General features: G+C 69.6%; 25 protein-coding genes and 1 tRNA gene. 13 read left to right on the plus strand and 13 right to left on the minus strand.

The genetic code is table 11. The features are described from left to right. Positions 1-12 precede the first annotated feature (12 nt). Genes KF780_03245 through KF780_03255 form a run of 3 tightly spaced genes read left to right on the plus strand, consistent with a single transcriptional unit; the run spans position 13 to position 1,893 of the window. Entirely contained in the window at positions 13-681 is a 669-nt protein-coding gene (locus KF780_03245; protein MBX3560808.1) for a YggS family pyridoxal phosphate-dependent enzyme, read from the plus strand. Beyond that, positions 678-1,343 (plus strand): HAD family phosphatase, encoded by a 666-nt coding sequence (locus tag KF780_03250; GenBank protein MBX3560809.1) that lies wholly within the window; start codon positions 678-680, stop codon positions 1,341-1,343. The genes KF780_03245 and KF780_03250 overlap by 4 nt, the downstream gene beginning before the upstream one ends. Positions 1,344-1,386: 43 nt before the next feature. Beyond that, positions 1,387-1,893 (plus strand): HEAT repeat domain-containing protein, encoded by a 507-nt coding sequence (locus KF780_03255; protein ID MBX3560810.1) that lies wholly within the window; start codon positions 1,387-1,389, stop codon positions 1,891-1,893. Here KF780_03255 and ribA read toward each other — a convergent pair. The 5 genes from ribA to KF780_03280 all read right to left on the minus strand — a co-directional run bounded on the left by ribA (position 1,884) and on the right by KF780_03280 (position 7,743). Beyond that, positions 1,884-3,155 carry a GTP cyclohydrolase II gene (ribA, locus tag KF780_03260; protein ID MBX3560811.1) on the minus strand — a complete coding sequence of 424 codons (1,272 nt, stop codon included), beginning with the start codon at positions 3,153-3,155 and terminating at the stop codon, positions 1,884-1,886. The genes KF780_03255 and ribA overlap by 10 nt on opposite strands. A gap of 840 nt (positions 3,156-3,995) precedes the next feature. Beyond that, entirely contained in the window at positions 3,996-4,622 is a 627-nt protein-coding gene (locus KF780_03265; protein ID MBX3560812.1) for an outer-membrane lipoprotein carrier protein LolA, read from the minus strand. A gap of 91 nt (positions 4,623-4,713) precedes the next feature. Next, on the minus strand, positions 4,714-5,133 hold the full coding sequence (locus KF780_03270) for an aspartyl protease family protein (protein MBX3560813.1): 420 nt from the start codon (positions 5,131-5,133) through the stop codon (positions 4,714-4,716). Beyond that, positions 5,120-5,371 carry a hypothetical protein gene (locus tag KF780_03275; GenBank protein MBX3560814.1) on the minus strand — a complete coding sequence of 84 codons (252 nt, stop codon included), beginning with the start codon at positions 5,369-5,371 and terminating at the stop codon, positions 5,120-5,122. Before KF780_03275 ends, KF780_03270 begins: the two co-directional genes overlap by 14 nt. A gap of 98 nt (positions 5,372-5,469) precedes the next feature. Beyond that, positions 5,470-7,743 (minus strand): DNA translocase FtsK 4TM domain-containing protein, encoded by a 2,274-nt coding sequence (locus KF780_03280; protein MBX3560815.1) that lies wholly within the window; start codon positions 7,741-7,743, stop codon positions 5,470-5,472. A 122-nt stretch (positions 7,744-7,865) separates the two neighbouring features. Here KF780_03280 and KF780_03285 point away from each other — a divergent pair, with 122 nt between their 5' ends. After that, positions 7,866-9,086: an FAD-dependent monooxygenase gene (locus KF780_03285; GenBank protein MBX3560816.1), complete on the plus strand. Its 1,221-nt coding sequence runs from the start codon at positions 7,866-7,868 to the stop codon at positions 9,084-9,086. Here the strand turns inward: KF780_03285 and KF780_03290 are convergent. Genes KF780_03290 through KF780_03305 form a run of 4 tightly spaced genes read right to left on the minus strand, consistent with a single transcriptional unit; the run spans position 9,083 to position 11,167 of the window. Next, positions 9,083-9,472: a hypothetical protein gene (locus KF780_03290; GenBank protein ID MBX3560817.1), complete on the minus strand. Its 390-nt coding sequence runs from the start codon at positions 9,470-9,472 to the stop codon at positions 9,083-9,085. The two genes, KF780_03285 and KF780_03290, sit on opposite strands and share 4 nt — an antisense overlap. Further along, the gene (locus KF780_03295; GenBank protein ID MBX3560818.1) at positions 9,469-9,639 is read right to left on the minus strand and encodes a Trm112 family protein; all 171 of its coding nucleotides are present in this window, start codon (positions 9,637-9,639) and stop codon (positions 9,469-9,471) included. Before KF780_03295 ends, KF780_03290 begins: the two co-directional genes overlap by 4 nt. Further along, a complete protein-coding gene (locus KF780_03300; protein ID MBX3560819.1) occupies positions 9,636-10,271 on the minus strand; it encodes an LON peptidase substrate-binding domain-containing protein in 636 nt (211 codons plus the stop codon). Before KF780_03300 ends, KF780_03295 begins: the two co-directional genes overlap by 4 nt. A 2-nt stretch (positions 10,272-10,273) precedes the next feature. Continuing rightward, on the minus strand, positions 10,274-11,167 hold the full coding sequence (locus KF780_03305; protein MBX3560820.1) for a tetratricopeptide repeat protein: 894 nt from the start codon (positions 11,165-11,167) through the stop codon (positions 10,274-10,276). 167 nt (positions 11,168-11,334) lie between these two features. Between KF780_03305 and KF780_03310 the strand changes: the two genes are divergently transcribed. The 3 genes from KF780_03310 to KF780_03320 all read left to right on the plus strand — a co-directional run bounded on the left by KF780_03310 (position 11,335) and on the right by KF780_03320 (position 12,414). Beyond that, a tRNA-Gly gene (locus tag KF780_03310) sits at positions 11,335-11,409 on the plus strand. Between the two features lie 68 nt (positions 11,410-11,477). Beyond that, a complete protein-coding gene (locus KF780_03315; GenBank protein ID MBX3560821.1) occupies positions 11,478-11,861 on the plus strand; it encodes a hypothetical protein in 384 nt (127 codons plus the stop codon). 34 nt (positions 11,862-11,895) lie between these two features. After that, positions 11,896-12,414: an FKBP-type peptidyl-prolyl cis-trans isomerase gene (locus KF780_03320; protein MBX3560822.1), complete on the plus strand. Its 519-nt coding sequence runs from the start codon at positions 11,896-11,898 to the stop codon at positions 12,412-12,414. A gap of 10 nt (positions 12,415-12,424) precedes the next feature. On the opposite strand, the gene KF780_03325 is transcribed toward KF780_03320, so the two are convergent. Genes KF780_03325 through hemC form a run of 3 tightly spaced genes read right to left on the minus strand, consistent with a single transcriptional unit; the run spans position 12,425 to position 14,906 of the window. Continuing rightward, positions 12,425-13,333 carry a hypothetical protein gene (locus KF780_03325; protein ID MBX3560823.1) on the minus strand — a complete coding sequence of 303 codons (909 nt, stop codon included), beginning with the start codon at positions 13,331-13,333 and terminating at the stop codon, positions 12,425-12,427. Beyond that, complete coding sequence (locus KF780_03330; GenBank protein MBX3560824.1) at positions 13,330-14,031, minus strand: uroporphyrinogen-III synthase; 702 nt, start codon at positions 14,029-14,031, stop codon at positions 13,330-13,332. The genes KF780_03325 and KF780_03330 overlap by 4 nt, the downstream gene beginning before the upstream one ends. Further along, on the minus strand, positions 14,028-14,906 hold the full coding sequence (hemC, locus tag KF780_03335) for a hydroxymethylbilane synthase (GenBank protein MBX3560825.1): 879 nt from the start codon (positions 14,904-14,906) through the stop codon (positions 14,028-14,030). Before hemC ends, KF780_03330 begins: the two co-directional genes overlap by 4 nt. A 46-nt stretch (positions 14,907-14,952) precedes the next feature. Between hemC and tsaD the strand changes: the two genes are divergently transcribed. Together tsaD and KF780_03345 are read left to right on the plus strand one after the other, a co-directional pair. Further along, positions 14,953-15,987, plus strand: a complete 1,035-nt coding sequence (tsaD, locus tag KF780_03340; GenBank protein ID MBX3560826.1) for a tRNA (adenosine(37)-N6)-threonylcarbamoyltransferase complex transferase subunit TsaD — start codon at positions 14,953-14,955, stop codon at positions 15,985-15,987. Continuing rightward, the gene (locus KF780_03345; protein MBX3560827.1) at positions 15,984-16,961 is read left to right on the plus strand and encodes an NAD(P)-dependent glycerol-3-phosphate dehydrogenase; all 978 of its coding nucleotides are present in this window, start codon (positions 15,984-15,986) and stop codon (positions 16,959-16,961) included. The genes tsaD and KF780_03345 overlap by 4 nt, the downstream gene beginning before the upstream one ends. 11 nt (positions 16,962-16,972) lie before the next feature. Here the strand turns inward: KF780_03345 and KF780_03350 are convergent, their stop codons facing one another. Next, positions 16,973-17,140, minus strand: coding sequence for a DUF1674 domain-containing protein (locus tag KF780_03350; protein ID MBX3560828.1), 168 nt, complete (start codon positions 17,138-17,140; stop codon positions 16,973-16,975). Positions 17,141-17,206: 66 nt separating this feature from the next. On the opposite strand from KF780_03350, the gene htpX reads away from it, so the two are divergent. From htpX to KF780_03370, 4 genes are all read left to right on the plus strand, one after another. Then, positions 17,207-18,136: a zinc metalloprotease HtpX gene (gene htpX, locus KF780_03355; GenBank protein MBX3560829.1), complete on the plus strand. Its 930-nt coding sequence runs from the start codon at positions 17,207-17,209 to the stop codon at positions 18,134-18,136. After that, positions 18,133-19,341, plus strand: coding sequence for a methyltransferase domain-containing protein (locus KF780_03360; protein ID MBX3560830.1), 1,209 nt, complete (start codon positions 18,133-18,135; stop codon positions 19,339-19,341). Before htpX ends, KF780_03360 begins: the two co-directional genes overlap by 4 nt. 61 nt (positions 19,342-19,402) lie before the next feature. Beyond that, on the plus strand, positions 19,403-20,065 hold the full coding sequence (locus KF780_03365) for a ribulose-phosphate 3-epimerase (protein ID MBX3560831.1): 663 nt from the start codon (positions 19,403-19,405) through the stop codon (positions 20,063-20,065). Beyond that, a complete protein-coding gene (locus tag KF780_03370) occupies positions 20,062-21,807 on the plus strand; it encodes a heparinase II/III family protein (GenBank protein MBX3560832.1) in 1,746 nt (581 codons plus the stop codon). Before KF780_03365 ends, KF780_03370 begins: the two co-directional genes overlap by 4 nt. Positions 21,808-21,913: the final 106 nt, after the last annotated feature.

Raw genomic sequence — 21,913 nt, forward strand, 5'->3', positions numbered from 1 at the left:
ATAGCAGCCGCCATGAATGAGGCATCAGCATCTAAACGGCTGGCGGCGGTGGGCGACGGCATCGCCAAAGCGGTGAAGCTGGCGGGACGCCCGGCGGGCGCCGCGACCTTGATCGCCGTCTCCAAGACCCAGCCCGTCGCAGCGATCGAGGAGCTGATCGCCGCCGGCCAGCGCGACTTCGGCGAGAACAGGGTGCAGGAGGCGCAGGCGAAATGGCCGGCGCTGAAGGCGGCGCATCCGGATCTTCGCCTGCACCTGATCGGCCAGCTTCAGTCGAACAAGGCCGAGGATGCGGCGGCTTTGTTCGATGCGATCCATTCGGTGGATCGTCCGTCGCTGGTCGATGCGCTCGCCAAGGCGATGGCGAAGAGCGGGCGGCGGCCGGACTGCTTCGTCCAGGTCAATATCGGCGACGAGCCGCAGAAGGGCGGCTGCGCGGTCGCCGATCTGCCCGCTCTGCTCGCCCGCTGCGCCGAGGCGGGCCTGCCGGTCGCCGGTCTGATGTGCATCCCGCCGGAGGGCGTGGAGGCGGCGCCCTATTTCGCCCTGCTCGCCAAGCTGGCGCGGCGCCATGACGTCACCGGACTCAGCATGGGCATGTCGGCGGATTACGAGACGGCGGCGATGTGCGGGGCCACCCATGTTCGCGTCGGCACCGCCCTGTTCGGCCCGCGTGGATGAGGTTCGACGCTCTGATCTTCGATTTCGACGGGGTGCTGCTCGAAAGCGAATATGTCGGCAACGCGCAGATCGCCGAGTTCCTGACCGCCCGCGGGCATCCGACCAGCGTGGCCGATTCGATGGCCAATTTCATGGGCCTTTCGGGGCGCGATTTCCTCGGCGCGATCGAAAAGTGGATCGGCGGGCCGCTGCCGGAGGATTTCCACGCCGCGCGCAAGGCCGAGGACGAGCGGGTGATGGAACAGGGAATCGAGGCGGTGGCCGGCGCCGTCGCCTTCATCGAATCGCTGCCGCCGGACCTGCCCCGCGCGATCGCCTCGTCCAGCTCGACCCGCTGGATCGCGCGCCATCTCGATCATCTGCGGCTGCGCGATGCGTTCGGCGGCCATCTCTATTCCGGCCGCGAGCATGTCGCGCGCGGCAAGCCGGCGCCGGACATCTACCTCCACGCCGCCGCCGCATTGGGCGTGCCGATCGAGCGGGTGGCGATCATCGAGGATTCGCCGGTCGGCGTCACCGGCGCGCTGGCCAGCGGCGCCACCGTGATCGGCCTCGCCGCGGGGCGGCACTGCCTGGACGGCCATGCCGAGCGGCTGCGCGGGCTCGGGCTCACGCGGATCGCACACGATTTCGAGGAGGTGGCGGCCTTTCTGGCGAAATAGAAGGCTGAAGAAGGGGCGCTCCCAACCGTGCTATAAGGCGTTTGTGGCTGACGACGATCCTAAGCGCGCAACGCTGAACAAACTCGCGCTGCTGCGAACGCGGGCCGTCGACGATTGGGAACTCTCCTCCCTGCTCGCAATGATGAGAGATGCCGATCCTGGCGTGCGCGACTGGGCGACGTTCGCATTGGCGGCGCGAGACGACGATTCGCAAGAGGTTCGCCAAGCTCTTCTGGAACGCGCCGGCGATTCCGATTTTGACGCCAAGAGCGAAGCGCTCTGGGGATTGGCACGGCGGCGCGATACGCGAGCATTGCCACTGCTCGTGGCCTCTCTTGAAGGCGATCAGATCGGCATCTTGTTCATTGAGGCCGCCGCGTATTTCGCTCGGTCGGAATTGCTTCCCGCTCTCGAGGGACTTCGGGATTGGTGGGATCTGGATACGGCCTTGCTCGAAGAAGCCTTGGCGAGATGCAAGGGTTTGTCGGTCCCTGGCGGGAAAACCTGGGACTTGGTGCCCGCGAACGACCGAACCTCCCCTCAAAGCTGATGCCCACTCCGGTAGCGCTTGGTGGCGAGGTAAGCGCGGTTGTGGTCGCCGGGCTCGATCCGGTGGGGGACGCGCTCCGTGACCCTGATCCCCTCCGCCGCCAGCGCGGCGACCTTGGCGGGGTTGTTGGTGAGGAGGCGGATTTCGCGCTGCCCCAGCGCCTTCAGCATCGCGGCCGCCGCGCCGAAATCGCGTTCGTCGTCCTGGAAACCGAGGCGGAGATTGGCGTCAACCGTGTCGAAGCCCTGGTCCTGCAGCGCGTAGGCGCGCAGCTTGTTGACGAGGCCAATGCCGCGCCCTTCCTGCCGCAGATAGAGGAGGATGCCCCAGCCTGCCTTGCCCATCGCGGCGATCGCGCCGGCGAGCTGCGGGCCGCAATCGCATTTCAATGAGCCGAACACGTCGCCGGTGAGGCATTCGCTGTGCAGGCGCACCAGCGGCGGCCTGCCGTCCGGCGATCCGATCAGCAGGGCGACATGCTCGGCCGTGTCGCCGTCGGCGCGGAAGGCGACGATCTCCGCCCCTTCCGCGAAGCGGGTCGGCAGGCGGGCGCGGCTGACGATGCGCAGATCGTCGCCATGGCCGAAGGCGGCGATGTCGGCGGCGGCGACACGCGCCTCGGGCGTACCGGCGCCGCCGATGAAGAAGGCGGGGAGCAGGCCGGCAAGCCGGGCGAGGCGGATCGCCGCTTGCGCCGTCTCTGGATGATCGACAGGGCGCGCCTGGAACGGACCCTTGAGCGGAGTCGCGAGGTCCAGCGCGGGATCGGCGATGGCGATGGCCTCGGCGAAGTCGATCCAAGGCGCGCGGGCGATCCGCACCGGGGCGGTTGGCGTGCCCTCGCGCTGGTTGGCGAGCTTCAACGTCGCGGCGCGGTTGCCGGAGATGAGCAGATCCGCCAGGCCGCCCGCGTCGAAGGCGGCGAGCGCCGCTTCGTCGGCCGTCTCGACCGCAAGCAGCATCAGCCCATCGACCGACACCGGCCAGCCGCGTCGCAGCGCGTCGATCGCGCGGGCAATGTCCCGCGCCGCGCTCAAAATGCGAATTCCGTCATCAGCGGCACATGATCGGACGGGCGCGCCCAGGCGCGGCAGGGCTTGTAGACCTTGTGCGACACGGCCTGCGCCGCGACGTCCTTCGTCGCCCACATATGATCGAGCCGCCGGCCGCGATCGTTCTTGGTCCAGTCCGGCGAGCGATAGCTCCACCAGGTGAACAGGCGCTCCGGCGCGGGGACGAACTTGCGGCCGAGATCGACCCATTCATTGCTCTGTTGCAGCCCGGTCAGCGCCTCCACCTCCACCGGCGTGTGGCTGACGACATTGAGGAGCTGCTTGTGGCTCCACACATCGCATTCGAGCGGCGCGATATTGAGGTCGCCGACCAGGATGGTCGGCTCGCGGCAGGTCTCCGACCAGCGCGTCATCCGCTCGATGAAATCGAGCTTCTGGCCGAACTTCACGTTCAGCTCGCGGTCCGGAATGTCGCCGCCAGCGGGGACATAGACATTTTCAAGCCGGATGCCGCATTCGAGCCGGACGCCGACATGGCGGGCCTCGCCATTGGCCTGCCAGTCCAGCCGGCCGTCCTCGCGCAGCGGCCGCTTCGAGGCGATGGCGACGCCGTGATGCATGGGCTGGCCGCAGATCATCAGGTGATTGTAGCCGAGCCGGCGGAACAGCCCCTCGGGAAACTCGGAATCGCGCACCTTGGTTTCCTGCAGGCACAGAACGTCCGGCGATTCCTCGATCAGGAACTTCTCGACGATCTCGGTGCGGGCGCGGATGGAATTGATGTTCCAGGTGGCGATCTTGAGGGAGGAAGACATGGAAGGTCGCTTAGCGGGCGAGACCCGCCCTGTCGATGATGGGGGCTTGGAGTCGTTTTCGGTGCCGCGCCTGTTTCAGCGAAGCTGAAACAGAGCCCAGAAACATGAAAGGCCCCCGCTCCGGGGGCGTGGAGCGGGGGCCTACCAAGCGTTGCTACGCGAGGTCAGCCACCGGTTTGCCGGTGCGGGCAACAGGGGGAAAACCCGCAACCGAACCTGCGACTGCAACCTCTTTACTAGAGCAACTCACCTGTCGCCCCGATGAACGGTTTCGTCAGCCGCGCGGCCCCTGCCGCCGCGGATCGCGGTAACGGAACAGGCTGTCGGCGACCGGTAGGTTGAAGCGCTGGTTGGAAAGCCGCACGCTGGTGAGGTTGTTCTGCGCGTCCACCGTGTTCCAGCCCTGCAGGATCAGGCCGGACGGCGCGCCCGGAGAGCGGGCAAAGGCGAGCGTGATCGTGCCGAATTCGCGGCGGCGCGGATCGCGCGCCTCGATCATCAGCACCTGATTGTCGCTGCGCACGACGCGGGCGAAGCGCGACAGATCCTGGCTGGGATCGAGCAGCACGGAGAGCGGCGAATCGTTGATCGGCCAGCGCTGCACGTCGCGCACGTCGTAATCGACGAAGGTCAGCGCCCGGCCGTCGCCGACGATCAGCATGTTGGCGCTGCGGCCGTAATCGAAGCGGATCTTGCCCGGGCGCTTCAGGCTCAAGGTGCCGGACAGCGAACGGCCGCGCCGGTCGGTCTGGGTGAAATCGGCGGTCATCGTATCGACGCCGCGCAAATGGGCCTGGACCAGAGCCAGTCCGTCCGAAGCCTGCGCATGGAGCGCGACGGGCGCGGCGACGGCGGCGAGCGTCAGCGGGGCCAAAGCGAGGGCGAGAGCGCGAAGGCGCATATGTCTTTTCCTTTGCGGACCGTTCCGAATTCCGCCGCGCTATGGCGGCGGGTGCTTGAATGTCCAGTGAACGTTGCGGGTTCCGCGTCTGTCACCCGAAACGAAGACAACAATGGCCGTCGCGGCTCATGCTGAAATCGCATTGCCGAAGAATGTCCATGCCGATGAGGGCGTTGAATTCAAACGTATCGGTCAGCTCGATTCCGATCACCTCGTCGAAGACGAAGGGAAAGGCAGGACTGCTTGAGGAGGCCTGATCGGGTTTGAAGCCGATGCGGAATGCATAACGTTCGACCTGGCCAAGCCCCTGCGCGGACTTGAGAGGACGTTTGCCGAGCTGCTTCAGGCCCATGTCTTCCGCAATCCGCGTCGCCACGCCGCTCACCGACGAGCCGGTATCGATAAGCGCGGTGGCTTCCCAGCCGGTCAGATCGGCAACGGGATAGGGAGCAAGGACGATGACAGGCAGGAGGATGCGGCGTGGTTCGCGCCGCCACTCAATGGCCGACATGAGACCAGAAGCCGAGATCGATCGGCTCGTCAGTGACCTCCTGAATAGAAAAGATTTCGTCCGGGAAGAGTTCGGACGCCGCGCAAAGCGCCTGTCGCGGCGTATCATAATAACCGACAATTCGCCCGTCACGCATGAGGGCCAACTGATCCCGATGCTCAGGCAAGATCGCGCCAAGCATCCTCATGAACGCATCATAGTTCCGATCGACTTCTTGTTGCTGGCGCTCGATGTCCATCCTCGGAATCCTTTCGGCTCATCCATAGAATCGCACGGATCGTCGTTCACGCAAAGTGGATTGCGCCGGGCGGAATCGTGCGCGGGACGAACTGCGTATCAGCCCAGCGGCCGCCCGTCGGGATCGACCAGGACTTCGCGGCGGCCGACATGGTCGGGGGCGGAGACGATGCCTTCCTTCTCCATCCGCTCGATCAGCCGGGCGGCGCTGTTGTAGCCGACGCGCAATTGCCGCTGGACATAGGAGGTGGACGCCTTCTGGCTTTCGGCGACGACCTGGACCGCCTTGCGGAAGAGCTGGGTTTCGGCGTCGTCCTCGCCGGTCGGCTGGCCCTCGAACAGATAGCCGCCGTCCTCCGGCTCCTCGGTGACGGCCTGGACATAATCGGGCTGGCCCTGGCCGCGCCAGTAATCGGCCACCGCGCGCACCTCCTCGTCGGAGACGAAGGGGCCGTGGACGCGCACGATCTGCTTGCCGCCGGGCATGTAGAGCATGTCGCCCTTGCCCAGGAGCTGCTCGGCGCCCTGCTCGCCGAGGATGGTGCGGCTGTCGATCTTGGAGGTGACCGAGAAGGAGATGCGGGTCGGCAGGTTCGCCTTGATCACGCCGGTGATGACGTCGACCGAAGGGCGTTGCGTCGCCATGATCAAGTGGATGCCGGCGGCGCGCGCCTTCTGGGCGAGGCGCTGGATCAGGAACTCGACCTCCTTGCCGGCCGTCATCATCAGGTCGGCGAGCTCGTCCACCACGACGACGATCTGGGGCAGGATGTCATATTCCAGCTCCTCCATCTCGTACTGGGGCTGGCCGGTCTCGGGATCGTAGCCGGTCTGGACGCGCCGGCCGAGCGGCTGGCCCTTCATCCGCGCCTCGCGCACCTTGGCGTTGAAGCTGGACAGCTGGCGCACGCCGACCGACGCCATCATCCGGTAGCGCTCCTCCATCTGCTCGACCGTCCATTTGAGCGCGCGGATCGCCTTGGCGGGCTCGGTGACGACGGGGGAGAGCAGATGCGGGATATCGTCATAGACGCTGAGCTCCAGCATCTTGGGATCGATCATGATCATTTTGCACTGCTCGGGCGTCAGCCGGTAGAGCAGCGACAGGATCATGCAGTTGAGGCCGACCGACTTGCCCGAGCCGGTCGTGCCGGCGACGAGCAGGTGCGGCATCGGCGCGAGATCGGCGACGACCGGATCGCCGGCGATGTTCTTGCCCAGGATGATCGGCAGCGAGGCGACCTGATCCTCGAAGGCCGGGCTGGCGACCAGCTCGGCGAGGCTCACCATCTCGCGCTTGGCGTTGGGCAGCTCGATGCCGATCACGGAGCGGCCGGGAATGGTGGCGACGCGGGCCGAGAGCGCCGACATGTTGCGCGCGATATCGTCGGCGAGCTGGATGACGCGGCTCGCCTTGATGCCGCTGGCCGGCTCCAGCTCGTACATGGTGACGACCGGGCCGGGGCGGACCTCGACGATCTCGCCCTTCACCGAGAAATCCTCGAGCACGCTCTCCAGCAAGCGGGCGTTGCGTTCCAGCGCGGCCTTGTCGAGCGCCACATTCACCGGCGGCGGCGCGGGGTTGAGCAGGTCGATCGACGGCAGGGTGTAGCTGTCGCCCAGGGCCAGCGAGGGCTGCCGCTCGCGCAGCGGCCGCCGTTCGCGGTCGCGCGAGGAGGCGCGATCGGCGATGACCGGCGCGCGCTGCGGCGCGGCGGGCGCGACGGCGGCGCGGGCCGGGCGCGGCTCCGTCTCCGGCCGGTTGCCGGTCTGCACCCGTTCGCGTTTCGCCCGGCGCGTCGCGAGCCAGGCCCGCTCCTCGACGGTGAGGCCGAGACCGAGCAGGCAGAGAACGAGTCCGGCGGCGGCCGCGAGCGCGATGACGGCGATGCGGAAGGGCTGAACGATGCTCTCGTCGCCGAGCCGGGCCAGAGCGAGCTCGGTGAGATTGGCGAGGCCGAGCCCGGCGCCGCCGCCCCATCCGGCGGGCAGACCGCTCACCGCCCCGCCGACGACCAGCGCGGCAGCGAGGCCGATCAGCACGATGCCGAGCAAGGTGAGAATCAGCGAGCGCAGCCAGCGCCCCGCCTCGACGCCGCGCGCGATCCTGAGGCCGATGACGAGCAGCAGCGGCAGGACCAGGGCCGAGGGCGGCCCCAGCAGGCTCAGCATCAGGTCCGCCGTCCACGCGCCGGGCGGGCCGATCCAGTTGCCGACCGGACCGGCGGCGGCGGTGTTGAGCGAGGGATCGCTGGTCCGGTAGCTCGCCAGAGCCAGCGCGGCGAGCAAAGCGAAGCCCGCCAGCGCGAGGCCGACGAGTACAGCGCCCGATCGCCGGGCGGCCTGGCTGAGGCCCTCCCGCCACCGCGCCATCCGGCCCTGGGCTGTCGTCGCCGCCATCAATTCGTGCCCCAAATGTTCCTGCCGTCACCATCGCCGCCCTGGACTCCCCGGTCAAGCTTGGCGTGGCCCGCGCGCCCGGCTAGAGCGGCGGAATGCGGCAAGCGGACGTCATCATCCTCGGCGGCGGCCTGGTCGGCCTGACGCTCGCCATCGCGCTCGACCGGCACGGGCTGGCCAGCCTCGTCATCGATCCGGCCGATCCGGAAAAGCAGGTCGCGCCCAGCTATGACGGCCGCGCGACGGCGGTGTCGTCATCGTCCTGGCGGATGCTGGAGGCGATCGGCGTCGCCGGGCGGCTGGCGGGGCGGACCTGCGCGATCCAGGCGATCCGGGTCAGTGACGGTCTCAAGCCCGGCGGCATCCTGTTCGACCCGGGGGCCGACGACGACCCGCTCGGCATCATGGTCGAGAACCGGCTGCTGCGCGCGGCCTTGCGCGACGTGACGCTGTCGGCGGAGCGGATCGACCTCCGGATGCCGGCGCGCGCCGTCTCCATCGAACGCGACTCGGTCGGCGTGCGGATCGCCCTCGGCGATGGCGGCGAGGCGCGCGCGCCGCTGCTGATCGGCGCGGAGGGGCGCAATTCGCCGGTGCGGGAAGCGGCCAACATCCCGCTGGCGCGCTGGCGCTACGATCATGTCGCGATCGTCGCCACCGTGACGCACGAACGCGATCACGAGCGGACCGCCTACGAGATTTTCTATCCCGCCGGCCCGTTCGCGATCCTCCCGATGCAGGCGGGCGAGGATGGCAAGTTCCGCTCGGCGATCGTCTGGTCGGTCTCGGCGAAAGACGGCCCCGCCGTCGCCGCGCTGCCGGACCGGGCGCTGGCGCACGAGATCGAAAAGCGGATGGGCGGCTTCCTCGGCGACGTGGCGCTGGCCGGGCCGCGCTGGTCCTATCCGCTCGGCTTCCACCATGCCGCGCGGATCGCGGACACGCGGCTCGCGCTGGTCGGCGATGCCGCGCACGGCATCCATCCGATCGCCGGGCAGGGGCTCAATCTCGGCTTCCGCGACGCCGCCGCGCTCGCCGAGGTGCTGGTGGAGGGCGCCCGGCTCGGCCTCGATCTCGGCGACGCGCAACTGCTCGATCGCTACCAGCGCTGGCGCAGCCTCGACACGTTCATGGTGGCGCTCGCCACGGACGGCCTCACCCGGCTCTACGGCGTGCCCGGCAAGGCGGCGTCGGCGGTCCGCCGCTTCGGCATGGGCGCGGTGCAGCGGATCGGGCCGCTGAAGGACCGGCTGATGGCGGAAGCGCGGGGCGAATCGGGGGATATGCCGCTGCTGCTGCGCGGGCTGACGATCTAGACCTTCTCGCTGACATGTCGTTCTTCGGCTTTCGCGGTCTTCGCGCTGCGGATCATCAGGAATGTCCCGGACCAGTCCCCGGGGATCGTCCACTCTCCCTCGATCTCGTCGCCGCCCGCCTGGACGATGCCGCGATAATGCGGCGTGGCGCGGCCGAGATCGTCGTAAACCTTGACGAAAGAGACAGAGTTTCCGGTGCGACGGCCCTCGATCACCGCGTGCTGCATCGTGCCCGCCGGCTCGAAATACTCGCCCGGCTGACGGATCACCCCAGTGATCAGGCCGCCGGTCTCGCGAATCGTCGCCTCAAACGTGTTCGGCGGATAGTGCGCCGGATAATTGTACACCCCGGTCCATTGGCCGCTGAGATCGGGATCGCCACTCATTTCAGTATACGGGCCTCTTCGACCAGCAGCACCGGCACGCCGTCGCGAATCGGGAAGGCGAGGCCGGCGGCCTTCGAAACCAGTTCCTCCATTTCCGCGTCATAGCGCAGCGGCGCGCGTGTCACCGGGCAGACCAGCTTGGCCAGCAGCGCCGGATCGAGGTTCATTGCAGCGTCCGCGGGCCGTCGGCGCCGCCCGGGGCCATGCGCTGGAACTGCATGAACTGGACGAGCAGGTCGGCACGGGCGAGCAGATCGGGCGCTTCCAGCAATGCCTGCTTCGACCCGACGTCGAGCGGGGCGATCTGGGCGATGCCGTTCACCAGCATCTCATCGTCCAGCCGCGCGACCGAGTCCCAGTCGACCGCATAGCCGAGCGAATCGGCATAGGCCCGGGCCTCGCGCTCGATCTCGGCGCGATGGGCGATGCCGAGCGGCTCATCCTCCTCGTCGTCGTCGTCGAAGCCGGCGCGATCGGCGTCGATCTGGCGATACAGCGTATCGACCCGCGCTTCGCGCGCGATGCGGAACCGGCCGAGCCCTTCCAGCACGATGTTGAAGCGCCCGTCCTCCAGCTCCTCGCAGCCGTCGATCCGGCCGATGCAGCCGATATCGAACACGGCCGGCGTCTCGCCGTCGCCTTTCGGCTGCACCATCGCGATCAGCCGGTCGCCGTCCAGCGCGTCGCGGACCATCGCGCGATAACGGGGTTCGAAGATATGGAGCGGCAATTGCGCGCGCGGGAACAGCAAGGCTCCGGCCAGCGGGAAGATCGGCACGCGGAGCAGCGTGGCCGCCATGATCAGCCGAACAGGATCTGCGACAGCCGCCGCCGCTGCGCCGCCGCCCAGGGGTCTTCGAGACCGATCGCCTCCAGCATCTGGAGCAGCCGCTGGCGCGCCGCGCCGTCATTCCACTCGCGGTCGCGGCCGATGCTTTCCAGCAATTGATCGGCGGCGGCATCGCGGTTCCCCGCCGCCATCAGCGCGCCGGCCAGTTCGTAGCGCGCCTCATGATCGTCCGGGTCCTTCGCGATCCGCGCCTCGAACTCGGCCGTCTCACCGGTGGGGGCGATCTCGGCGAGCGCGATGGCGGAGCGCGCCTGCGCCACCGCCGCATCCTTCGCCGCCTTCTCCGGCAGCGCGTCCAGCGTCGCCTTGGCCTCGTCGATCCGCCCGGCCGCGACCAGCGCGCGGGCGAGGCCGGCGGCGGCCTCGGGATGCTCCGGCGCCATCTCGACGATCTGGCCGAAAATGTTCGCGGCGCGCTCGGCATCGCCTTCGGTCAGCACCTGCTCGCCCATCGCGATCAGCGGCTCGACCTGCGTTTCGAGTTCCTGCGCCTCGCCCTGGACGGGGAGCTGGGCAAGCAGCTGGTCGAGCGCGCCGCTGATCTGGCCCTCGGTGCGCGCCGAGGAGAGGTCGGCGACGGGCTGGCCCTGGAAGATCGCATAGACGGTGGGAATCGACTGGACGCGGAACTGGGCGGCGATGAACTTGTCCTGGTCGACGTCGATCTTGACCAAAGTCACGCCCCGCCCGGCATAATCGGCGGCGACCTTCTCCAGCACGGGGCCGAGCTGCTTGCAGGGCCCGCACCATTCCGCCCAGAAATCGAGAATGACGAGGCTCGTCATGCTCGGCTCGACGACATCGCGCCGGAATCGCTCGACCGCCTCGCGCTCGGCCTCGGTCATGCCCAATGTCGCCACGTCGAACCTTTCGGAAATGGGATGTCTTCAAAGGTCCTATGTGGGAAGAACGCCCCTCATGCCAACCCCGTTGCGACAGGGCTTGCCGGGCGAGAAAGCCCATGCTAGCAGCCGCCGCCTTACCCGGACCGGCCCCGCCGGTTCCGCCGAGAGCGGGCGTAGCTCAGGGGTAGAGCACAACCTTGCCAAGGTTGGGGTCGAGGGTTCGAATCCCTTCGCCCGCTCCAGTTTTTCAGATTAGGATGACTTTCGCGCGTCGCCGCCGGCTGCACCGGTGGCGCGGGGGAACGCGGATATGCGGATACTGATCGGCATCCTTTTCTGGACGCTCGCGGCGCTCGAAGGGCTGTGGCTGCTCTTCATGCTCATCGCTTCGCTCGCCGCCGGGCCGCGCATGGCAGAGAATGGCGACATGTGGTCGCCCATATTCACCAATATTCTGCTACCGCTGGCCCTGGTGACCGGGGCGATCCTGCTGTTCGCGCTGACCCGGTCGCCGGTAACGCGGGGGCTCGCGCTGCTGGTCGTCCTGGCGCCGGTCGTCTGGCTGTTCGCCGCGCCCGTGGGGGAAGGAAACACGGTCTATACGCGCTTCGTCGATCCGGCGGCGAACGACCTTGCCGGCGGCGAGGCCGCATCCGGCAACATGATCGGCAAACCCGAAAACGGCGTGGATTGATTTCCTGCGCTTGGCGCGGCGCAAGCGACCGCCTATGCGGGCCGCCATGAACAGATTCGCTCCCTCCGCGTTCGCCGCCGCCTTGCTGCTCGCCGGCTGCGGCCAGTCCGATGCCGATCGCCTCGCCGATCTCGCCAACGAACTCGATGCCGCGCGCCAGGCGGAGCTGAATGCGCCCGCGCCGCAATCGGCGACCACGCCGTCCGGCCTGCGCTTCGAGACGCTCAGCCCGGGCAACGGCGCCCGCCCGCAGCTCGGCCAGCCCGTATTGGTCACCTACGAAGGCCGCCTGGCGGACGGCACCGTCTTCGATTCGAGCGAGCAGCCGGTGCCGATGGTGGTGGGGCAGCTCATCCCCGGCTTCAACGAGGGGCTGCTGATGATGAACAAGGGCGGTCGCTACCGCCTGCGCATCCCGCCCGAACTCGGCTATGGCGAGCGCGGCGCGGGCGGCGGCGTGATTCCGCCCAATGCCGAGCTGGATTTCACGGTGACGCTGGTGGACATCGCCAATTCCGGTCCCGCCGGGATGCCGCCGCCCGCGGGAAACTGAGGCACGCGGCTTATTCCTGAGCCGGCGGCGGTACGTCCGCGTTCGGGACAGGCGTGCGCGGCTCAAGCAAGGCGGCCGTCTCGATCGCATCGAGTGCGCGGCGGGCGAGCACATAGCGGCGCGCGTCCATCGCCCATTCGCGCGCGGCGTCGCGGCCGGGCAGGCGCATCACCTCGGCCAGCGCGACATCGACCTGGCCGGCTTCGAGCCGGCGGGTGGCACGGCGCAGCCGCTCGGCCGGGACGGGCGAGGGCGAGCCTTCGCGCCGGACGATGATCAGGCTGCCCAGCTCGGCGCGGATCGCATCCCACCAACCCTGCTCGGACCCGGCCCGGACCAGTAGCGGCGCGGCGCGCTGCAGCCCGTCCTGCAATTCCTGCAGCGTCACCGGCTCGCGCGCGGCGGCGATGATCGTGCCGACCGCCTGCGGCTGGGTCGCGCCGAAGCGCTGGCGCAGCAGCGCCTCGAGAAAGCCGAGCGCCACGCCCCGGTCGAGTGCGCGCCGCGCGGCGAAGGCGACCAGCAGCCCTTCCGCCCGATCGGCATTGCCGACCGCGGCGCGCGATTGCGTATCGACCTGGCCGACCCGCTGCTCCAGCGCCGCGACGCGCCGGGTGATCTCGGGATCGATGACGATGCGCTGCGGCTCGGCGCCCGGTGCCGGTCGGGGCTGGGCGGGGCGCGCCACCTCGGTGCCCGGCTCCGGCTCCGGTTCGCTTTGTGTCGCCGGCTCGGTCACGGCCGGAAGCTCGGGCGCCACGCCGACGAAGCGGGCGGCGGCATCCCATTTCGACAGCACCCAGCCCATCGCCGCCAGCCCCAGCGCGAAGCAGATCAACGCGAAGACCAGATAAGCGGGCCAGCCGCGCCGGCGCGGCTCGGCCATCCGGGTGTCGATCGGATCGTAATCGGCGTTCATGCGTGCGGCGGCCTCATTTCGCGATCAGTCTGGCACAGCTTCGCGGCAAGCTCCAGCAAGGCTTCGTCGCGCGGCCGATCGGCCGCCGCGATCCCGGCCCAGCCGTCTCCGGCCGCCTGCGCCACCGCCTCGCTCAGCGCCGCGACCCGCGTCGTGCGGCGATAGGCGGCGGCCAAGGCGGCGAAACATGCCGCCGCGCGGCGCGAATGGAGCAATGCGACCGCGCCCGCGCGCAACGCCGCGTCGGCCTCTGGCGGCAGGAATTCGATCGGTTCAGCGACATAGACGGGTACGGCCGCGATCCGGATGCCGACATCGTCCGGTGTCGCGCGATCGAGGCCGCAGGGCCACAGGGCCGAACGAATCCCGGCGCCTGCCATGTCGGCCATCAGCGCGCCGCCGTCGGCGGGACCGGTGATGACATCGAGGAATCCGGCTTCGCGCGCCGCCTCCGCCGTCGTTTCGCCGACTGCGTGGCAGGGCAGTTTCAGATATGGCGTCAAGCCGTCGCCGGCATGGCGCGCCGCATTGGCGCTGGTCAGCATCACCGCGTCATAAGATCCCTCGGGCGCCGTCCAGGCAAGCGGACGGACCGTGAAGAGCGGCGCGATGACGGTCGCGAGACCGCGCGCCCGGGCGCGCGCGGCGGTGCGGTCCGCGCCGGGCTGCGGGCGCAGGATGAGGAGGGGCGCGCTCATGCCGAGAACATCGCGCGCAGCGTCGGGCTGGCTTGCGCCAACAAGCGCGCGGCCAGCTCCGCCGGCTCGCCGCCGGCGCCGGCGCGGACTTCGCTGCCGTCCGCGCTCAGGATTTCCGCCTCGATCCGGATCGCGCCGCCGTCGAGCACGGCCCGGGCGGCGACGGCGGAATGACAATCGCCGCCCAGCGCCGCGAGGAAGGCGCGTTCCGCCGCCACGCAGCGATGGGTTTCGGTATGATCGATCGCCGCGATCAGGGCGCGCACCGGCTCGTTCTCCGCCAGCACCTCGATCCCGATCGCGCCCTGGGACGGCGCGGACAGAAAGCCTTCGAGCGGCGTGCCGACCGCGATGCCGAGCCGGTCCAGCCCCGCCGCGGCCAGCAGGGTCGCGTCGAACTCGCCGCGGGCGATCTTGTCGAGCCGGGTCTGCACATTGCCCCGGATGGTGCCGACCGCCAGATCGGGCCGCCGCGCCAGCAATTGCGCCGTGCGCCGGGGCGATGACGTGCCGATCCGCGCGCCCGTCGGCAGCGCGTCGAGGCTGTCGGCGCCGATCAGCCGGTCGCGCGTGTCGGCCCGTTTCAGCATTGCGGCGATCACCAGCCGCCCCGGCCGGATCGTCTCGACATCCTTCATAGAATGGACGGAAAGATCGGTGCGCCCCTCGATCAGCGCGCGGTCCAGCTCCTTGGTCCAAAGCGCCTTGCCGCCCACTTCGGCGAGGGGACGGTCCTGGATCACATCGCCGGTGGTGGTGATCGGCACGATCTCGGTTTCGACGCCGCATGTGGCGTGCAGCGCGGCGGCCACCATATGGGACTGGGCGAGCGCCAGCGGCGATCCGCGGGTACCGATACGAAGGGGATAGGTCATTGCGGCGCTTGTGCTAGCCGCGTTCGCAATGGCAGGGAAGCGCGAGATGACATTGATCCTCGGCATCGAATCGAGCTGCGACGAGACGGCGGCGGCGCTGGTGACGTCCGACCGTCGCATTCTTGCGCACCGGCTCGCCGGGCAGGAAGAAGCGCACCGGCCCTATGGCGGGGTGGTGCCGGAAATCGCCGCGCGCGCGCATGTCGAGATTCTGCCCAGCCTGGTCGAGGAGGTGCTGGCCGAAGCGGGCGTGACGCTGGCCGAGGTGGATGCGATCGCCGCCACCGCCGGGCCGGGCCTGATCGGCGGCGTGATGGTCGGCCTCGTCACCGCCAAGGGCCTCGCGCTCGCCAGCGGCAAGCCGCTTGTGGCGGTCAATCACCTCGAGGCCCACGCGCTCTCGCCGATGCTCGACGCGCCGGACCTCGCCTTTCCCTATCTGCTGCTGCTCGTCTCTGGCGGTCATTGCCAATTGCTGTTCGTCGAAGGCGTCGGCCGCTATCGCCGGCTCGCCACGACGATCGACGACGCGGCCGGCGAAGCGTTCGACAAGACGGCGAAGCTGCTCGGCCTCGGCTATCCCGGCGGCCCGGCGGTGGAGCGCGCGGCCGAGGCGGGCGATCCCGCCGCCGTGCCGCTGCCGCGCCCGCTGGCCGGATCGGACGAGCCGCACTTCTCCTTCGCCGGCCTGAAGAGCGCGGTGTTGCGTGCGCATGAGAGCGGCCGCTACGGCGATGCCGATCTCGCCGCCTCCTTCCAGCGGGCGGTGGTCGATTGCCTGGTGGACCGGACGGCGCGCGCGATCCACGCGGCGCCGGGCGCTACCGCGCTGGTCGTCGCGGGCGGCGTCGCGGCCAACCGGGCGATCCGGGGCGCGCTCACCGAGCTGGCGCGGGGCCACGATCTGCCCTTTGTCGCGCCGCCGCTCTGGCTGTGCACCGACAATGCGGCGATGATCGGCTGGGCGGGGGCGCTGCGGTTCGAACAGGGGCTGATCGACGGTCTGGACGCGCCGGCGCGCGCGCGGTGGCCGCTCGATCCGGATGCGGAAAAGGCGCGCGGCGCGGGGGTGAAGGCATGAGGATCGGGGTTATCGGCGCGGGCGCGTGGGGGACAGCGCTGGCGCAGGTCGCGGCGGATGCGGGCGACGACGTGCGGATCTGGGCGCTCGAGGAGGAGGTCGTCGCGTCGATCAATTCGGCTCATGAAAACGCGCTCTATCTGCCGGGCCAGACGCTCAGCCCGTCATTGCGCGCCACCGGCGATCTCGCCGATCTGGCGGACCGCGAAGCCGTGCTGGTGGTCACTCCGGCCCAGCATCTGCGCCGGGTGCTCGCCCGCCTGCCGGTCGCCCATGTCCCGCTGGTGCTCTGCTCCAAGGGGATCGAGGAGGGCAGCGGCAAGCTGATGACCGAGGTCGCGGCCGAGGCGCAGCCGGACGCGCCGATCGCGGTCCTGTCCGGCCCGTCCTTCGCCGACGAGGTGGCGAAGGGGCTGCCCGCTGCGCTCACTCTGGCGACGGCCGATTCCGCGCTCGGCGACCGGCTCGTGACCCGGCTCGGCCGGCCCCATTTCCGGACCTATTATTCGGATGACGTGATCGGTGCGGAGGTGGGCGGGGCGGTCAAGAATGTGATCGCCATCGCCTGCGGCGTGGTCGAGGGGCTGGGGCTCGGGCTCAACGCCCGCGCCGCGCTGATCGCGCGGGGCTTCGCGGAGATGACCCGCTTCGGGCTGGCCAAGGGGGCGCGGGCGGAGACGCTGGCGGGGCTGGCCGGGCTCGGCGATCTCGTCCTCACCTGCTCGTCCACCAGCTCGCGCAATTTCAGCCTCGGCAAGGGGCTGGGCGAGGGCAAGCGCGCTGCCGACCTGCTCGCCGACCGGCGGACGGTGGCGGAAGGCGCCTTCACCGCGCCGGTGCTGCGTCAGGCGGCGGCCGATATCGGCGTCGACATGCCGATCGTGGAGGCGGTCTGCGCGCTCCTCGCGGACGTGCCGGTGCAATCGGTGGTCGAGGAATTGCTGGCCCGCCCGCTGAGGAGCGAAGGGGTTTAGGTCATACCGACCTAGAAATCCCAGCAGATGCCCTTGTTCTCCCAGTCGCCGTAGCGGGTGGGTTCCTTGCCCTTGGGGCCGCCATGTTCCTCGACGGACGGGGCTTCTTCCGGAACCGGCACGGGCGGGCTCTCGGAGAGATAGGCGGGCGGTTTCACGTGCGGCGGGCGCTCGGCCATGGGGGTTCCATTTGAAAAAGGGACGTCTTTCCCCCACATTTCGGACGAGGAGGACGTTTAGGCAAGATGAGCTTTTTCAGGACGATGCTGCTGCTCGCGGCGCTGACCGCCCTGTTCATGGGCCTGGGCTACACGATCGGCGGGTCGGGCGGCGCGATGATCGCGCTCGTCGTCGCGGCCGGCATGAACGTCTTCACCTACTGGAATGCCGACAGGATCGTGCTGCGCATGCACAATGCGCGCGAGGTGGATGCGCGCGCCGCGCCGCAGCTCCACGGCATCGTGCGCGAGCTTGCGACGCGCGCCAACATGCCGATGCCGAAAGTCTATCTGATCGACGAACAGCATCCGAACGCCTTCGCCACCGGCCGCAACCCGCAGAACGCCGCCGTCGCCGCGACGACAGGCCTGCTGCGCATCCTCGACCATGACGAGGTGGCGGCGGTGATGGCGCACGAGCTCGCCCATGTGAAAAATCGCGATACGCTCGTGATGACGATGACGGCGACCATCGCCGGCGCGATCGCGATGCTCGCCAATTTCGGTCTCTTCTTCCGGGGCAACGGCAACCAGAACATCATCGCCATCCTGCTCGCGGTCATCGTCGCGCCCTTCGCGGCGATGATCGTCCAGCTCGCGATCAGCCGGACGCGCGAATATGGCGCGGATCGCGGCGGCGCGGAGATTCACGGCAATCCGCGCGCGCTTGCCTCGGCGCTCGCCAAGCTGGCGCAGGGCGCGCAGCGCATCCCCAATCCGGTCGCGGCGCGCAATCCCGCCGCTTCGGCGCTCTACATCGTGCCCGGCCTCGCGCGCGGCGGCGATTCGATGTTCTCGACCCATCCGGCGACCGAGAACCGCATCGCCGCGCTGGAGGCGATGACGCGTGAGCCCGGCTTCGCCCAGGTCGCGGCGCCGCCCCGCGAGGCGACGGGGCTGGATGCTGAGCGCACCGTGCGCGTGTCGTCCCTCGATCCGCTCGGACGGCGGGACTGAGCCGCGCCGACCCGCCGGGCACGTCCGCGCGGCGTGCCGCGCTGCGCCTGCTCGATGCGGTGCTGCGCAAGGGGCTGCCGCTCGAAGCGGCGCTCGACGGCGCGGCGCGCGATCTCGACAAAAGCGAGGATCGGGCGCTGGCCCACGCCATCGTCGCGGAAACGCTGCGCCGCCTGCCCGATCTCGACGCGTTGATCGACCGGGCGACGAAGCAGCGGCTTCCCGACGATGCCAAGGCGCGGTTCGCGCTGCGCATCGCGCTCGTCCAGGCGCTGCGGCTCGGCACGCCGCCCCATGCGGCCATCTCCACCGTCCTGCCGCTGGTCGACGGCGGCCCGCGCAAGCTGGTCCATGGCGTGTTCGGGACGGCGATGCGCGGCGGCTGGACGCTGCCGGAGGTGCCGGCATTGCCCGATCCGGTCGCGCTGCGTTGGCACGGCGCCTGGGGCGACGACGTGGTCGCCGCCGCGTCCCGCCTGATCGCCACGCCGCCGCCCATCGATCTGGCCTTCGCGCCGGAGGATGCGCCGGATGTGGAAGGGCTCAGCCTGATGCCCGGCCATCTGCGCTTGCCGCGCGGCACCGACGTCGCCGCCTTGCCCGGCTATGCGGGCGGCCGCTGGTGGGTGCAGGACATTTCCGCCTCGCTGCCCGCGCGCCTGCTCGGCGCTGGCGAGGGCCGTACGGTGCTCGACCTGTGCGCCGCGCCGGGCGGCAAGACGATGCAGCTCGCTGCGTCCGGCTGGAAGGTGACGGCCGTGGACGCCTCGGAAAGTCGCCTCGCGCGACTTTCGGACAATCTCGCCCGCACGGGCCTCGAGGCGGAGGTGATCGCCGCCGACGTGATGACATGGGCCCCGCCCGGCCCGGTCGATGCGATCCTGCTCGACGCGCCCTGCTCGGCGACCGGCATCTTCCGCCGCCATCCCGACGTGCTGCACCGGGTCCGGCCCAAAGCGATCGCCGCGCTGGCCGAAGCGCAGCAGGCGATGCTCGCCCGCGCTTGCCAGTGGCTGAAGCCCGGCGGCGCTTTGGTCTATTCGGTCTGCTCGCTGGAGCCGCAGGAGGGCGAGGCGGTCGCCCGCGCCTTCCTCGAAACCCATCCCGACTTCGCGCAGGAGGAGGAGCAGCGCATCCTGCCCGGCATGCATGAGGCGTCGGGCGGCGCCGACAGCTTCTATCTGACCCGTTTCCGGCGCAATTAGCCGGGGATAAGTCCGCCCCCTTCCTTGCCCCCCGAGTCGCGGGGGTGCTAGATTCGCCGCCGTGCAGCAGAGCGTCCGCATCTCCCCCTCGATCCTCTCGGCCGATTTCGCGCGACTGGGCGAGGAGGTACGCGCGATCGACGCGGCGGGCGCGGACTGGATCCATGTCGATGTGATGGACGGCCATTTCGTGCCCAACATCACGATCGGGCCGGCGGTGGTGAAGGCGCTCAGGCCCCATACGACGAAGCCGTTCGACGTCCATCTGATGATCTCGCCGGTGGACCTCTATCTGGAGGCCTTCGCCGAGGCCGGGGCGGACACGATCACCGTCCATCCCGAGGCCGGCCCGCATCTTCACCGCACGATCCAGGCGATCAAGGCGCTGGGCAAGCGCGCCGGCGTGTCGCTCAATCCCGCGACGCCCGCCAAGGCGCTCGATTATGTGCTGGAGGAAATCGATCTCGTTCTGGTGATGAGCGTCAATCCCGGCTTCGGCGGGCAAAGGTTCATCGAAAGCCAGCTCCGCAAGGTCGAGGCGATCCGCAAGCAGATCGACAGGCTGGGCAAGCCGATCGACCTCGAAGTCGATGGCGGCATCGACCAGTCCAATTGCCGCCGCGTGATCGAGGCGGGCGCCGACGCGCTCGTCGCCGGGACCGCCACCTTCAAGGGCGGCCCCGCCGCTTATGCCGACAATATCCGGGCGCTGAGAGGATCATGAGCCTGCTCGAGCGGATCGACCCCGAGATCGAGCCGGGCGAGATCGAGCAGGGCAAGCGGCTGATCCGGGTCGGCGACGATCGCGGCCTCTCGCTGATCGAGCGGATGAGCTACCGGTTGCACCGGCTCGCCTGGAAGACGCCGCTGCACAAATTGCGCCTGCGCGGCCGGGTGCCGCTGAAGCTGCTCGCCGTGCCGAAGGATCCCGTCGCCGGCGACAAGGCGGCGGGCGAGGCGCTGCTGGAGGGCGTCTTCCTCCACAACGGCCACGAATTGCCGGTGGACGGCGTCGATTTCACCGCCGCCGGCTTTCCCGACGATGTCGCCGATTATCTCCAAAGCTTCGCCTGGCTGCGCGACCTCGCCGCCGCCGCGACCCGCGAGCGCGGCGCGAAGGTCGCCGAAAAGGCGATGCGCAAATGGCTGGACGCTTATGGCGAGCATGTCAGCGAACCGGCCTGGCGCGCCGATCTGTGGGGGCGGCGCATCCTCTTCTGGACGGCCTATGCGCCCTATATCCTGTCGAGCAACGACATCGTCTATCGCTCCTCGGTGCTCTACGCGCTGGCGCGCGGCGCCCGGCATCTCGATCGCGGTGCCGACAAGGTCGTGCCCGGTCTGCCGCGCGTCACCGCCTGGTGCGGCGTCATCGCCGCCGCTCTGGTCGTCCAGGGCGGCCCGGCGCGCCTCAAATCGGGCGAGGCGGGGTTGACCCGCGCGCTCGCCGTCTCGCTGCACGAGGATGGCGGCCTGATCAGCCGCGCCCCGGTCGAGCAGCTCGCGCTCGTGGAAATCCTCGCCCAGCTCCGCTCCGCCTATATCGCCGCGCGGCGCGAGGTGCCGGACTGGCTCGGCGAGGTGCTGGCCGGGACGGTCGGCGCCCTGCTCGCCGTCACGCTCGGCGACGATGCGCTCTCCTCCTGGCAGGGCGGCAACATGGTCCGCCGCCGCCGGGTGCTCGCCGCCGTCGAGGCCTCCGCCGTCACCTCGCGCGCGCTGCGCCAGGCGCGCGGCTGGGGCTATCAGCGGCTCCAGTGCAAGCAGAGCGTGCTGGTGTTCGATGCCGCGCCGCCCCCGCCGCCCCGCGCCTTGTCGGGGGGCTGCGCTTCCACGCTCGCCTTCGAATTCTCGGACGGCGAATCGCGCCTGATCGTCAATTGCGGCGGCGAAGGCGCGGGCAAGGGCACCTTGCCCGAGGCGCTGGCCAGCGGCCTGCGCACCACCGCCGCCCATTCCACCCTGACGCTCGCCGACCGGAATTCGACCGCGATCCACGAGGACGGCTCGCTCGGCAAGGGCGTCGGCGCGGTCGAGATGTCGCGCGATCAGACCGCCGGCATCGCCCGGGTCGAGGCAACGCATGACGGCTATGCCAAGCGCTACGGCCTGATCCACGAGCGCCGGCTGGTCCTCACGCCTGATGGGCGCCAGCTCACCGGCGAGGACATCCTCCACCCCGCGCCCAAGCGCCGCCGCCGCACCGAGCCGGTGCCGTTCGCGGTGCGCTTCCACCTCGCGCCCGCCGTCGAGGTGACGGCCACTGCCGACGGGCAGGGCGCGCTGCTGCGCATCCGGGGCGGCGCCGTCTGGCAGTTCCGCTGCCGGGGCGGCCAGCTCATGGTGGAGGACAGCCTCTGGATCGACGGGGCCGCGCAGCCCCAGCCGACCCTGATGCTCGCCGTCGCCGGCGAGACGCCGCCGGCCGGCATGACCATATCCTGGGAGATGAAGCGGGCCTCATAATATCCGTCATGCCAGCGAAGGCTGGCATCCATGCTGAGTCCGTATGGACCCCAGCCTTCGCTGGGGTGACGGAATGCTAGGGAGCCGCTAAGGCCACGGCGATTCC

This window comes from Sphingomonas sp., assembly GCA_019635535.1.
GTDB lineage: Bacteria > Pseudomonadota > Alphaproteobacteria > Sphingomonadales > Sphingomonadaceae > Allosphingosinicella.